A 13,535-nucleotide genomic window follows, 5' to 3' on the forward strand; every position below is an offset into this window, starting at 1 on the left:
TTTGCATTTTCCATATTTAACCGCAAAACTAAGTCTGATTCGATACAACATGATCTCCGGACATCGGACCTCTGACTTCGGACTGATTCAATCATCCATTTTCCATCTCACATCATCCATCTAAAGTCGTTCCCTGATCCTGTCAATATATTTCTGGCGATAAAAGTTATCTTTCATTGAAGGTAAAAGTGCTTCAGACTTTTCAGGATCCTGATCAAATTGAATTTTTAGATTTTCCAACTCGTCTTTTAAACCCTTTTCTATGGCTTCAACATCGCGTTTTACCTGAGTCAACTTTTCGGCATCGGGCTCGAATTCTAGATCCATTAATGCCTCGTTAATATCCATCATTTCCATCAGGAAAGATTGCGGTAACTGATATCCCTCGTCTGTTGCCACAATGCCCTTTAATTCCAACACATATTTTAAGCGCTTGTTAGGGTTGCTTAACGTTTGGTAAGCCTTATTGTTCAATGTCGACAGATCGAGTACTTCCTGCTGCTTCTCTTCGCTTTCGTTGGCATAAAAATCGGGGTGAAACTGCTTGCTTAAAGCATAAAACTTTGCTTTTACTGCATTTTGATCTGGGTTGAACTGTATAGGGAGACCGTAAAATTCGAAATAATTGGGCTGTTGGATTGCTTCGCTCATGATGGTATTAAATTAAAAAACCGCAGATGTTCAGATTGAATGGTCAAATCTGCGCATCTGCGGCAATTATATCAATTTGGTTTTACTTCCCGAAGGATTTTAAAATATCATTACCAAAAGCAAACACCATTAAACAAATCAGGATTACAAAACCAACAATCTGGGCCCGCTCGAGCACTTTTTCACTCACAGGCTTACGTTGTACCATTTCGATCAAAAGGAACACCACATGGCCACCATCTAAGCCCGGAATAGGCAATAAATTCATAAATGCCAATGCCATTGAGATCAATCCGGTTAAAGTCCAGAATTTAACCCAATCGAAAGTACTTCCATAAACTTTTGCAATACCAATCGGGCTGCTGATGTTACGCGCACTTAATTTACCCGTAATCATTTTACCGATACCTTTAGCATTATCAACAAAAGTGCTCCAGGCCATGTTTGCACCTACCGGCAACGATTCGATAAAGCCAAAATCTACATGTGCCGTCTCAGGACTGCTTAAATTAGGGATAATACCAATTGTACCTTCTTTGCTTACTTTAAGATCGAAGATCATTTCTTTTCCTTTGCGAAGTGCCTTAATGCTAACCGGTTTGGATTTGTTTTGAGAAACTTCTTCTTTAAACTGATCGAAAAAAGTAATTGCCTTACCGTTTACAGATAAAATGCTATCGCCAGGTTTAATGCCTGCAGCATAGGCAGGATATACCGGTTTTTCGAATTTACGTTTAAACAGTTTATCAAAAAACGAAGGCTGATCAGCCTTTTCATCCGGCGCACTTACTTTATCCACACTTTGCATCCTGTAACGTGGAGAAATAAAGTTCTCTTTATCGTTTTTCGAAATTTTGTTCAAAATGGTATCAGGTACAGAAATATAAAGGGTTTTACTGCCCCTCAAAATCGTTAACTGTGCTCCATCGAACAATACTTTGCTCGAGATGGCATCTTCAAACTTAATTAATTTGTTGCCGTTGATGGCTAAAATCTTATCTCCATTCTGTAAACCTATTTCTTTACCAATGGTTCCTACAGAAATACCATCGTTCAATTTACCGTTAACAGTGTAATTCTGACCAACGTTGAAGGTTAACATCCAGAAGATAAAAATACCAACAATCACGTTTACAATAATACCGCCAAGCATTACAATTAAACGCTGCCAGGCTGGTTTAGAGCGAAATTCCCAAGGTTGCGCAGGCAAAGCCATCTGCTCGGTATCCATGCTCTCATCAATCATACCGGCAATTTTAACATAACCGCCAAGTGGCAACCATCCTATTCCATATTCAACATCTCCTTTTTTGAAACTGAAAAGTTTAAAACCCCACGCATCAAAAAACAGATAAAACTTTTCTACTTTAATACCAAATGCCCTGGCCGCCAAGAAATGCCCTAATTCGTGTAATATTACCAATAAAGACAAACCGAGCAGCAACTGCCCCGCCATAATCAATCCATTCATATTTTCTTATAAAATTTTATGTTAGATGTTAAACTATACTTTTTGTTACTAATTCGCCGGCTAAGATACGGCTATGTTTGTCAGTTTCTAAATAATCGTTCAATTGTGGTTTTTCTATAAAAGCGATCTCTTCCATACATTGCTCAATTACCTCGCTCATTTGCAGAAAACCGATTTTATCATTCAAAAATGCCTCAACAACCACCTCATTCGCCGCATTTAAAATACAGGGCATGTTCCCTCCTTTTTTTAACGAAGTAAAGGCAAGGTCCAAATTCCTGAAGGTTTCCATATCGGCTTTCAAGAAGCTAAAGTTTGGATATTCCAGGAAGTTAAAACGTTTAAAATTGTTTTTTAGCCTGTCGGGATAATTTAAAGCATACTGAATGGGTAATTTCATATCCGGAACGCCCATTTGCGCTTTCATGGAGCCATCTGTAAACTGTACCAGCGAATGGACAATAGATTGCGGATGTACGATTACGTCAATCTGTTCCACTTCGAGGTTAAACAGCCATTTCGCTTCAATTACTTCCAGACCTTTATTCATTAAAGAGGCAGAATCGATGGTGATTTTTGCGCCCATTACCCAGTTGGGGTGTTTTAGGGCCTGTTCTTTTTTTACTGTGGAAAGAAAATCCCTGGTTTTACCTAAAAATGGTCCGCCGGAAGCCGTAAGGTAAATCTTTTCGATTTCATTGTGCTCCTCGCCTACCAAACACTGAAAAATGGCCGAATGCTCCGAATCAACCGGTAAAATCTTCACCTGATGTGCTGCAGCCAATTCCGTAATCAATTCGCCTGCTACCACCAAAGTTTCCTTATTGGCCAAAGCAATGTTTTTACCGGCTTTTATCGCAGCAATAGTTGGCTTTAATCCTACCGAGCCCATCAATGCGGTAAGCACCACATCGCTATCGGCATAAGATGCAACTTCTGATAAAGCCGCTTCGCCAGCCAAAACTTTGATGTCAAGCCCTGCTAAAGCATTTTTAACTTCCGCGTACTTATGCTCATCGCAGATGACCACAACAGCCGGTTTAAATTCTCTCGCCTGTTGTATCAATAATTCTGAATTCTTTAATGCAGATAATACCGTTACTTTAAAAACCGCAGGGTGATCCCTAACAACTTCAAGCGCTTGTGTACCTACACTTCCTGTAGAACCTAGTATGGTTATTCTTTTCAAATCTTTTAATATCGTTTGCTTAAATCATTAAGCTTTATTTATTCATTATATCCTGTCCACATTCTGTCATTATAAACAGTATCCTCCATGGGGCGATCGTCATCTCGACTGAAACGCAGTGGAATGGAGAGATCTATCTCGACAGATTTCTCGACTACGTTGCACTCCGCTCGAAATGACGTAGTTTTCGGGAGTTATTTACCCTAACTTCTCTGTCAATTTATTATTCACAATGACGGAGTGCATTAAACAATATATTTATCCAACCCATCTGCCAGTTTCCTGTCATTGCTCAACCTTGGTACTTTATTCTGTCCGCCTAGTTTTCCTTCACTTTTCATGTAACTTACAAAGGCATCTTTTTGCAAAGTACGTATTATTAATGGCTGAAGGATGTTTCCCTCAATCAGGTCAAAGTAATAAATATTTTTCTTTTGTAAAGCTTCATCTACCTTTTTACTAAAGGCAGCCAAATCTTTGGGTGCAGAAGAAAACTCTACAAACCACTCGTGGTAAGGCAATTGTCCGGCTTCCGGATTAACCTGTGGTGCCACGGTAAATTCTGTAATTTCTACCTTCTCTTCGTTTGCTACACTTAAAATCGCCTGTTCCACTTCTTCTCCAATCACATGTTCTCCAAAAGCAGAAATGAAATGTTTGATGCGTCCGGTTACCACAATTTTATAAGGATCTTTAGACACAAATTTTATGGTATCGCCGATACTATAGCCCCATAAACCTGCATTGGTATTCAAAATCAGCGCATAATTGGTATCGAGTTCTACTTCCGCAAGGGATAGGCGCGTTGGATTATCGTTATAATATTCATCTGCCGGAACAAATTCGTAGAAAATCCCTGCATCTGCCAATAATAATAAGCCTTTATCCTTCTGCGAATCCTGATAAGCAATAAATCCTTCAGAAGCAGGATAAGTTTCAATTGCATCAATCTTTTTGCCTATACTCTGCTCAATTTTAGCCCTGTATGGTTCGAAATTTACGCCACCATAAATAAACAGGCTAAAGTTTTTAAATATTTCGGCAATTTTTTTTCCTCCTGATTTAGCGGAAAGTTTATCGAAATACATCTGTACCCAGGGTGGAATACCTGAGATCAATGTCATGTTTTCGTTGATGGTTTCATCTACAATGGCATCCACTTTTTGCTCCCAATCTTCGATGATATTGGTTTCGTAAGATGGCAAACGGTTTTTTTGGAGATAAGCAGGCACGTGATGCGCCACAATACCTGATAAACGCCCAACATTGATTCCATGTTTTACACTCAAAACCGGACTACCCTGTAAAAAGATCATCTTTCCGTTTACAAAATCAGCTTTCCCCGTTTCGTTAATATAGGTTAAAATGGCATTCCGGGCAGCTTTAATGTGCTCGGGCATCGATTCTTTAGAAAGCGGAATGTATTTTACTCCTGAAGTGGTACCTGATGTTTTGGCAAAATAAAGAGGTTTACCTTTCCAAAGTACATCAGCTTCGCCCGCTACTACACGATCTACGTAAGGTTTTAAGCCTTCATAATCCCGTATCGGAATATTTTTCTTAAAATCAGCATAGTTCTTAATTTCTGCGAAATGATGATCTTTTCCAAAAGCGGTATTTTTGGCTTCATCAATAAGCTTTTTCAGGATGTTATTTTGAGCATTTACGGCATTACGTTTCCATTTGTTGATCTGCCAAACTGCAAATACTGCAAAGGGTTTACTTAATGCTGCTTTTAGTCCCATTTTAATGATTGAATTTGGAATGATTAAATGATTGAATGGAGAAAAATCCTCCTAAACAATATTATGTAAAATATCCGGATGCTCGTCGCCTTTGTACTCGCCCGAAATTTTACGGTAAGCTACCGTTAAGGCTACGCTCGATAGCGGAACAATGATGAAGGAACTTAAAATATTTACAATAAAGGCAATTAATGGCCATTGTAAGTAGTTTAGTAAGAGGTAAATCAAATATCCGCCACCTAAAACAACTAAAAGCAACAAAATTTTGGTAAAGTTACCTTTTGTAGTCGCCAAACTCAATTTGATAGAATCGAATGGGCTTGCACCCTTATCGATAATGAAAAACGGAAAAAAAGAAATCCTTAGCCAGGTGATGAAAATGGCAATAATACCTACCGATATGGCTACATTTTTAACAATTGATATGTTAATCCCGGTGTAAATGAAAGGAAAGGCAACCAAAATCACCACAAGATAAACGCCCAAAATACAACCTACAAAATAAAGCGTTGCCACCAGAAACCTGATAATCTGTAACCGGGTTGGAAGGGTATCTACAATTTTAACATCACTTTCTTCATCATCCATTAAATGGAAAATATATTTAAACAGCGAAAGGTTAATGGTAAAGTAGAGCAGTACAAAAATAATTACCATTACAACGCTCAAGGCCTTGCTCACATCTTTAATAAAAAAGGCCATTAAGCTGGATGCACTTGCTGTAATAAACATCAGAAAGCATAGTGTAGCAATAGAAAAATAATGTTTCTTGGTGATGCCCCATGCTTTTTGCATTACATCGTTAACGGCGAACGTACTTTCTTTTAGGTAATTGATCATTGTTGTTTGAATACCACACGTTTAAATAAATCCTGTATAAATCCTAAACCATAAGCAGTTAATTGGATAAATGAAGATATAATGCTCAAAAATGCAACTTTTAACGATTTATTTACAGACCATGAATGAAAAAATATCAACATAAAGTAAATCAATAAGAAGAAGTTACAAACATACGCCAGTGGCGGATATATAAAGTTACACAAAATGGTGAAACCAAAGCCCAGTGTAAATAAAGCGGGAAAAAAATGCACAAGCTTTAATTCTTTAGGAAAGTGTTTATAAATATTGATCCTGGCCCTCCCAAAAAAATGCAGCTGCTTGTAAAACTGGCTGAAACTGGTTCTGCGTTTATGATAAACTTTTGCATCGGGGATTAAACCGATTTTGAAACCATTTTCGTATATGCGGATACTGTACTCGATATCTTCGCCCAAACGGGTTAAAATAAAACCGCCAACCTTCTCCCAGGCCTGACGTGAAACTCCCATATTAAAACTGCGTGGGTGAAATTGCCCAACATGCTGCTTATTTCCACGGATACCACCGGTAGTAAATGGCGACGTCATGGCATAACTAATAGCCTTTTGCACTGGCGTAAAGCTATCGTGTGCTGCATCCGGACCACCATAGGCATCTAAATGATGTTCGTAAAGATAATTTTTTACAATCTCCAGGTAATCGGCCGGAACGAGGATATCTGAATCGAAAATGATAAAATAATCTCCTTTAGCTCTTTCAAATCCGAAATTACGGGCAAAACCCTGTCCGGCATTTTCTTTGAAATAATATTTTATATCAAGTTTATCTGCATAATTATCTACAATGGCCTTTGCATCATTTTTCGAACCATCTTCAATCACCAGTACCTCAAACTGTAAATAAGTTTGTTTGGTTAACGTGTATAAAAGTTCGTCAATTTCCTGCGGACGATTGTAAAGCGGAATGATGATGGAGAAAAACATTTTTTGGAGGTTGAAGGTTGAGGGTTTAAAGGTTGAGGGTACAGGGGCGGATAAACCTTCCGCCTTCCCGCCTTCTACCTTAATTCCTTTTCTATCAAATACTGGTTTCTTTCGGGTGCGTTACGCGATAAAAGCTCTGCAATAAAGCCGGCTAAAAATAGCTGCGAGCCTACTACAATGGCTACCAATGATAAATAAAACAACGGCTGATCGGTTACATCACGGTAAGCAAGGCCTTTCCATATAAGGATTTGTTTTTCTATCAGGACGTAAAGTGACATGATAATTCCCAAAAAGAAACTCAATACCCCTAAAGAACCAAAAAAGTGCATCGGGCGTTTCCCAAATTTACCTACAAAGAAGATAGAAAGTAAATCTAAAAAGCCATTGATAAACCTGCTGAAACCGAATTTAGTTGTGCCGTACTTACGTGCACGATGCTCTACCACCTGTTCGGCTATTTTACCAAAACCGGCCCACTTGGCAATTACCGGGATATAACGGTGCATTTCGCCATATACTTCGATGGTTTTTACCACATCGCTACGGTAGGCTTTTAACCCGCAGTTAAAATCGTTCAGTTCTATACCGCTCATTTTACGGGTAGCCGCATTGAAGAGTTTAGTGGGGATTGTTTTCGTAATCGGATCGTAACGTTTCTTTTTCCAGCCCGAAATAAGATCGAGTTTCTCTTCTTTTATGCGGCGGTATAATTCGGGGATTTCATCCGGACTATCCTGCAGATCGGCATCCATGGTAATCACCACGTCACCTTGTGTAGCTTCGAAACCTACGTTTAAAGCTGCAGATTTACCGTAATTCCTTCTAAATTTAATGCCTTTAATGGCAGGATTCTGAAGTCTTAATGCCTCAATTACCTCCCACGATCTGTCGGTACTGCCATCATCAACCAAAACAATTTCATAGCTGAAACTATTGGCGATCATTACTTTATCAATCCAGGCCGTTAATTCGGGCAGGGATTCATCTTCATTAAATAAGGGTACTACAACTGATATATCCATTTTTTAAGCATAAACCTCGCAGGTTTTCGAAACCTGCGAGGTTTGTTTAAATTAAAACGTGCAAATTTCATCAAATTAAATGATAAAACCTGCACGTTCAAAATTTTTGATCTTAATTATAATTTTATGTCTTTAGCTTTTACTTTCACAATTTTTCCCTGATCGGAGAAAACCAAAACACCATCGTTCTTTGCTTTATAGGCAACCAGTTTTTTGAAAGTTAATTCCATCCCCTCACTTATTTTTTGATGTAATAACTGAAGTGTAGTTTGCTCATCATTCATAAAAGTTAACTTAGTTTTTTCCAATTTTCTTTTTCAAATATAGTAATTTCAGATTTATTACCCTCTGCTATAAACTGAAGTGATTCTTTTGAATTGTTTAGCACAAACCAAAAATCGACATTTTTAATAAACTGCTGTAAATTTTCTATTCCTTTTTTATACCTTCTCCGGATTACATCTTCAGGAATATCATGCCCACCTTCTAATACCCTCGTTTTAACCCTTTCAATGGCAAGCTCTACATCATTTAACCAAAAAAATAACAGGGTAACCTGATAGCCCAATGATTTGGCTTTTTCAATTGTATTTAGGTAAGATTTTGTGGTTAGTGTAGTTTCGATGGCAAAATTGACCTTTTGATTAAGCAGTTCATCAATTCTGTTCAGCATAATTTTACCTGCCTGAATGGCAACACTTGCAGGTTTAAATGGAGAAATTCCACGGGCAATTTCATCCGCATTAACAAACTCCCTGCAATTTAGTATTTCGGGTAAAATCGTAAAGGATGCTGTTGTTTTACCAGCGCCATTACAGCCAGAAATAATATATAAATCTTGCATTCAGTATGTTATATAAATCAAAACGTGCAAACTTTATCAAATTAAATGATAAAACCTGCACGTTCAAAATTTTATGCGAAGAATTAAGCTTCTGTAGGGAAAGATTCTAATCTTACCGGTCTTTCTCTTTTAAAGATGGCTGCAAAAATCAGGGCAAATACAAAGATGATCGAAATTCCGATGGTAATGTTCTTGAATACAGATTTAGCAGTAAATTCATTCTGCTTCGCAAACTGCTCATCCATTTTCGCACTTTCTTCGTTCAGTTTATCTTCATCAACATTCTGGTTTTTCATAAAAACAAGTGTTCTTTCTTTGATGTGCTCCTGCATTCTTTCGGTAGATGTAGTATCGATTACTTTGGTATAAATTAGATTTAAGCCAAATGAAACCAACCATCCTACAAAAAAAACAATGAAAATTGATTTCAGGGCCTGTTTAAATGTCCAGTAACCACCTATACTTTTACGGAGATTGATACATAAGAAAACTGAAACTATAATCGGAAAAACCACCAATAGAATTAAAGGATATACGATAACCATCACCATAAATGAATCAGCACCCTGAATCAAAAACAATAAAGCTATACCTAAAATAAACATCGCGATGCCTAAAATCAGGCCATGCTTAAAAATTTCTTCATAAACCTTAGGTTTCTTTTCTTCCTGAAGTATTTGTTGTTCCATGATAAAATTAATTTAGTTATTAATTGTTGTAATTAATATATAAGTAGCAGAATCGAACGATTTGTTACTGCTAAACTGAATTATTTCTTTTGTGGTTTCAGCACTTCCTTCTACATCAAGGAAAAAAGCCATAAAAGGCACAAATAATTCCTGCATTTCTTCGCTGATATTCAATTTTGCAGCAGTGGTGCAGATTTCTTTTATGCTGCTTTCTGCGAGCTGTTGGTTGCTGATCAGTTCTTCATAAATTTCAAATTCATCCTGAAATTCATCATCTTCTACCAATAAAAATTCTTTCAGGAAATCGCCCAATTCAGGCTCAATATCTTCATCCTTACACTCTTTGATGTAAAGCAAAAGGTTTAAAAGCTCGGTTCCCCTATCGATTGTTTCTTCTTCAATGTTTGCCCATTCGTCGCTTTCCAGGTAATCATCTTCCAATTTCTGCACATCGCTGCTAAAGAAATTCACCATTAATAAATCGAAAAACACTTCACGCAGTTCTTCAAATTTCGGATAAGTATCGAAAACGGCATCAAAAGCTTCGGCTTTATCTAAAAAATTAACATCCAGCTCAAAAGCAGCCAGTAATTCTGTTTCGAAACTTTCAACATTAATGGCCGCAACTTCGGCATATTGGTTAATGGTGGCACTTAACGCTTTTTTTACTCTATTATCCATAGGATTAAGATTTTTAAGATTACAGGATTTTAAGATCATTACATCGATCCGTCATGCTGATCCGATAGCTATCGGATTTATTTCAGCATCTATATATAGTAATGGCAGTTAAGCTCTTTTCAACTAACTCTCCGAATACTGATTATTATTATAAACCAACGTTACTTTACCAGTAAGCTCAGTTCCCAATAAAGGGCTGTTTGCCGACTTGGAAGGGTTGCTAGCTGCATTGTACAACCACTTTTCGGTCGGATTAAATACCGTAAAGTTGGCTTTGGCACCTTCTTCTATCATCGGAATAGTTAAATTTAATAATTTACGTGGATTAATGGCTAATTTCTCGGCAATTAAAGCACTGTCTAACCCGGCTTTTAATAATAAGGGTAATACGGTTTGTAAAGCAATAATCCCGTAATGGGCAATTTCGAATTCTACATTTTTAAATTCAATTTCCTCGGGGCGGTGCTGCGAGGTAATGGCATCGATAGTGCCATCTTTTAAACCAGCAATTAAAGCTTTTACATCGGTTTTGCCACGTAATGGCGGTTTAACTTTATAATTGCTGTCGAAATCGTTTAAAAGCTCTTCAGTAAATACAAGGTGATGCGCGGTTACATCGCAAGAAACCTGTACACCATCTTTTTTTGCCTTGCGGATCAATGCTACAGCTCCTGCAGTCGAAATATTACTGATGTGGATTTTGGTTTCATTATAAGAAGCTAAGAAAATATCGCGTGCGATATGCATTTCTTCGGCCAGTGCAGGTAAACCTTTCATGCCCAAAAGCACAGAGTTTTTGCTCTCATTAATCTGCGATTTGCCTGCAATTGATTTATTTTCGGGGTAAACCATTAACAGTGCATCAAAACCTTTCGCATATTGTAAGGCACGGCTCATGAAACCATCATCCTGCAAAGCTTTATCACCATCCGAAAAAGCCACTGCGCCGGCTTGTTGCATATCAAAAAGTTCAGCTAGTTCTTTTGCTTCGCGGTTCTGGCTAATGGCACCTACCGGCAAAACATCAACGAGGTTATTTTTTGCCCGGTTGATAATGTATTCTACTTGTGATTTCGACTGTACCACCGGACTGGTTTGTGGCAAAAGGGCAAGCCCCGTAAATCCACCAGCTTTTGCAGTTTCGGTAAGCGTTTGGATATCTTCCTTGGTTTCGAAACCAGGATCGCCAGCCACACAGTTTAAATCAAAAAAACCCGGTGTTAAAAAAGCACCCTGAGCATCGAAAATAGTTTCGTTTTTATCGGCAGTTAATTTACCTATGTTTTTAATTGTACCATTTTCTACCCTAACATCGCATTGTTGATTGTTAAATTTACTTTGCGGATCGGCAATGGTTACATTTTTAACCAGGAGATTCATATTGTTCTTTTTGTGTTGTTAAAAAATCGGATGAGCAAAATTTCTGCTGCAATAAAAATCAGCGACAAAATTAGGCAAAGTTTCCATAATGTCTGCCCGATTTTATTAGCGCCGGCAATTAATTTAACGGCATCTTTATCAGTATCAAATATTTTAAGGTTGCTTTTACCGGCCAATTGTTCGAGTTCTGCTTTGCTCAAATAATGCATATCAGATTCTGTACGGCCGTTGTTGAAACTGTAAACGGCAAGTAAGGAATCAGCAAGTTTTAAATTATAAAAACCTACATTTTTAACCTGATCGGCAATATAGATCAGGGTTTTACCATCTGCCTGACGGATTTCGGGAATGGCCTCAAAATGATCGGCTGTAATTTTTAAGGTCTGGTTTTTACCTAAGGCAATCTTTTTACTGGCTAATGCATTATCATTGCCAAGGTTGTAATACAAAGGGGCTTCATTTCCACCACTCAAAGCAACACGGTAAATTAAGGGTACAAAAACCGGATGACGGGCCAGATTACAATCATTTGCATTTAAACCGGAAGCAGATAAGTATACCTGCCCATTACCAATTCCATATTTGGAGAAAAATGATTTTCTACCTGGAAGGGTCATAATATCTACTTTATTGGAAGTGTTGCTTTCTACAAAAGAATAATAACGTGCAACTGCAGGGAGATCGAGGTTTTTAGGAATTTCCTCGAAAACAGTTTTAAAAATAGGATTTTGAAGGTCAATCTGGTCTACTTTTGTTGCAGTAGTGTTTATCGACTGAATGGCTGGTAACGATAATCCAGCTAAAAACGAATTATAAGTTTGAATATCGGCATCAAGATCAGGAAAAAGCACTACGGTTCCGCCTGCATTGAGATAGGTTTTAAGTTGCTGTGCCAAACCTGTTGAAGGATTTTTTAATCCATTTAATACAATCAGGCCATAATTAGCGAAACTGCTATAATTTACATTGCTTTCGGAATTTTCAGTAAGTTTATAATAGTTATCAGCTGCAAATAAGGCTTTAATATAATTGCCGGCATTTGGTCCGTTGATGCTTAAAACCGGAAAACTTTCGTCTACTTTAAAGCTGAAAGAAAGCGTATCATCAAAAGTTACCGGAAAATCTTTAATGGTAATTATTCCCTTCTGCCATCCGGCGGTGAGTCCGGAGAAGTTTAAAGTATCTTTTACCGTTTTTCCTGCAGGAATGGTTACTGCACCCAAACCTTTCTGCTGATTGTTGATGCTTAATTTTAAGGGGATATTTTTAGCTTCTTCTTCCGAATAATTCTTTAACTGCACCACTAAACGCTCATTTGCCCCTGGCTGATGATTTGGCGAAAGTACCCAAACGCTATCAACGGCCACATTGGGCAAAGTAGTGGCATTAAGTTTCAAAAATGAATATTGAATATCGATCTTGGTTTCGAGTTTATTAGTGGTGGAGATATTTTTCTGAAAATCAGAAATCAAAAAACTGTATTTGTTTCCTGCTCCGGTTAAAATATTGCCCTGTCTGTTTAATACCTGCTGGAGATTGCGGTTGGCTGCAGAGATTTTTACATCATCAAGTGCTTTTAAAAAATCTTCCTCGTTTAATAAACGCTGGTGTTTTCCTTCAAAATCGTTTGTTAAAAGCTGAAAGCGATCGTTAATACCGAAACCTTTAACCAGCTCTTTCGCCCTGCGTTTGGCTTCATCGAGCAGATTGCCATCTTTATTTATGGCCTCCATGCTGTAAGAGTTATCGATATAAACGCTTACCACATTAGTTACAGCAGAAGTTTTTTGATTGTGATCTGGAATATAAGGCTGGGCAAAAGCAAGTACCAAAAAGATAATTACCAAAATCCGCGAGAGTAAAATAAGCAGGTTTTTAAGCTTTTCTTTTGATGAATTTTGCTGTTCTACTTCTTTTAAAAGCTGAACATTGGAGAAATAAACCTTTTTAAATTTCCTGAAATTGAATAAATGGATAATAACCGGAATGGCGACCGATATTAGTGCAAAAAGAAAGCCCGGATAAAGGAAATTCATTAAAAACCAAAGATAGAAA

Annotated in this window: 13 protein-coding genes; all 13 read right to left on the reverse strand. The window is 37.7% G+C overall.

Features of this window, described 5'->3' with window-relative positions:
- Positions 1 to 120 precede the first annotated feature (120 nt).
- Complete coding sequence (hscB, locus tag DRW42_RS08070) at positions 121 to 651, reverse strand: Fe-S protein assembly co-chaperone HscB (protein ID WP_113948326.1); 531 nt, start codon at positions 649 to 651, stop codon at positions 121 to 123.
- Between the two features lie 82 nt (positions 652 to 733).
- Positions 734 to 2,122, reverse strand: a complete 1,389-nt coding sequence (rseP, locus tag DRW42_RS08075; protein WP_113948327.1) for an RIP metalloprotease RseP — start codon at positions 2,120 to 2,122, stop codon at positions 734 to 736.
- 28 nt (positions 2,123 to 2,150) lie between these two features.
- A complete protein-coding gene (locus tag DRW42_RS08080) occupies positions 2,151 to 3,311 on the reverse strand; it encodes a 1-deoxy-D-xylulose-5-phosphate reductoisomerase (protein WP_208643528.1) in 1,161 nt (386 codons plus the stop codon).
- 245 nt (positions 3,312 to 3,556) lie between these two features.
- Positions 3,557 to 5,056, reverse strand: coding sequence for a GH3 auxin-responsive promoter family protein (locus DRW42_RS08085; RefSeq protein ID WP_113948329.1), 1,500 nt, complete (start codon positions 5,054 to 5,056; stop codon positions 3,557 to 3,559).
- A 51-nt stretch (positions 5,057 to 5,107) separates the two neighbouring features.
- Complete coding sequence (locus tag DRW42_RS08090; RefSeq protein WP_113948330.1) at positions 5,108 to 5,896, reverse strand: hypothetical protein; 789 nt, start codon at positions 5,894 to 5,896, stop codon at positions 5,108 to 5,110.
- Positions 5,893 to 6,861, reverse strand: a complete 969-nt coding sequence (locus DRW42_RS08095; RefSeq protein ID WP_113948331.1) for a glycosyltransferase family 2 protein — start codon at positions 6,859 to 6,861, stop codon at positions 5,893 to 5,895. Before DRW42_RS08095 ends, DRW42_RS08090 begins: the two co-directional genes overlap by 4 nt.
- 74 nt (positions 6,862 to 6,935) lie before the next feature.
- Positions 6,936 to 7,886, reverse strand: coding sequence for a glycosyltransferase family 2 protein (locus DRW42_RS08100; protein WP_113948332.1), 951 nt, complete (start codon positions 7,884 to 7,886; stop codon positions 6,936 to 6,938).
- Positions 7,887 to 8,002: 116 nt separating this feature from the next.
- The gene (locus DRW42_RS28575; protein ID WP_158544300.1) at positions 8,003 to 8,170 is read right to left on the reverse strand and encodes a hypothetical protein; all 168 of its coding nucleotides are present in this window, start codon (positions 8,168 to 8,170) and stop codon (positions 8,003 to 8,005) included.
- A gap of 5 nt (positions 8,171 to 8,175) precedes the next feature.
- On the reverse strand, positions 8,176 to 8,730 hold the full coding sequence (locus DRW42_RS08105) for an ATPase (RefSeq protein WP_113948333.1): 555 nt from the start codon (positions 8,728 to 8,730) through the stop codon (positions 8,176 to 8,178).
- An 83-nt stretch (positions 8,731 to 8,813) separates the two neighbouring features.
- A complete protein-coding gene (locus DRW42_RS08110) occupies positions 8,814 to 9,419 on the reverse strand; it encodes a DUF4199 domain-containing protein (protein WP_113948334.1) in 606 nt (201 codons plus the stop codon).
- A 12-nt stretch (positions 9,420 to 9,431) separates the two neighbouring features.
- Positions 9,432 to 10,100: a hypothetical protein gene (locus DRW42_RS08115; protein WP_113948335.1), complete on the reverse strand. Its 669-nt coding sequence runs from the start codon at positions 10,098 to 10,100 to the stop codon at positions 9,432 to 9,434.
- A 123-nt stretch (positions 10,101 to 10,223) separates the two neighbouring features.
- Entirely contained in the window at positions 10,224 to 11,480 is a 1,257-nt protein-coding gene (locus DRW42_RS08120; RefSeq protein WP_113948336.1) for a dihydroorotase, read from the reverse strand.
- Positions 11,477 to 13,516 carry a BatA domain-containing protein gene (locus DRW42_RS08125; protein ID WP_113948337.1) on the reverse strand — a complete coding sequence of 680 codons (2,040 nt, stop codon included), beginning with the start codon at positions 13,514 to 13,516 and terminating at the stop codon, positions 11,477 to 11,479. The genes DRW42_RS08120 and DRW42_RS08125 overlap by 4 nt, the downstream gene beginning before the upstream one ends.
- Positions 13,517 to 13,535: the final 19 nt, after the last annotated feature.

This window comes from Pedobacter miscanthi, assembly GCF_003315595.1.
GTDB classification, from domain to species: Bacteria; Bacteroidota; Bacteroidia; order Sphingobacteriales; family Sphingobacteriaceae; genus Pedobacter; species Pedobacter miscanthi.

What these genes read in the sequence shown, in the direction of transcription:
- DRW42_RS08095 (WP_113948331.1), bottom strand. Translation starts at nt 6,861, where the DNA reads ATGTTTTTCTCCATCATCATTCCGCTTTACAATCGTCCGCAGGAAATT.
- DRW42_RS08115 (WP_113948335.1), bottom strand. Translation starts at nt 10,100, where the DNA reads ATGGATAATAGAGTAAAAAAAGCGTTAAGTGCCACCATTAACCAATAT.
- DRW42_RS08110 (WP_113948334.1), bottom strand. Translation starts at nt 9,419, where the DNA reads ATGGAACAACAAATACTTCAGGAAGAAAAGAAACCTAAGGTTTATGAA.
- DRW42_RS08125 (WP_113948337.1), bottom strand. Translation starts at nt 13,516, where the DNA reads ATGAATTTCCTTTATCCGGGCTTTCTTTTTGCACTAATATCGGTCGCC.
- hscB (WP_113948326.1), bottom strand. Translation starts at nt 651, where the DNA reads ATGAGCGAAGCAATCCAACAGCCCAATTATTTCGAATTTTACGGTCTC.
- DRW42_RS08120 (WP_113948336.1), bottom strand. Translation starts at nt 11,480, where the DNA reads ATGAATCTCCTGGTTAAAAATGTAACCATTGCCGATCCGCAAAGTAAA.
- DRW42_RS28575 (WP_158544300.1), bottom strand. Translation starts at nt 8,170, where the DNA reads ATGAATGATGAGCAAACTACACTTCAGTTATTACATCAAAAAATAAGT.
- DRW42_RS08100 (WP_113948332.1), bottom strand. Translation starts at nt 7,886, where the DNA reads ATGGATATATCAGTTGTAGTACCCTTATTTAATGAAGATGAATCCCTG.
- DRW42_RS08085 (WP_113948329.1), bottom strand. Translation starts at nt 5,056, where the DNA reads ATGGGACTAAAAGCAGCATTAAGTAAACCCTTTGCAGTATTTGCAGTT.
- DRW42_RS08090 (WP_113948330.1), bottom strand. Translation starts at nt 5,896, where the DNA reads ATGATCAATTACCTAAAAGAAAGTACGTTCGCCGTTAACGATGTAATG.
- rseP (WP_113948327.1), bottom strand. Translation starts at nt 2,122, where the DNA reads ATGAATGGATTGATTATGGCGGGGCAGTTGCTGCTCGGTTTGTCTTTA.
- DRW42_RS08105 (WP_113948333.1), bottom strand. Translation starts at nt 8,730, where the DNA reads ATGCAAGATTTATATATTATTTCTGGCTGTAATGGCGCTGGTAAAACA.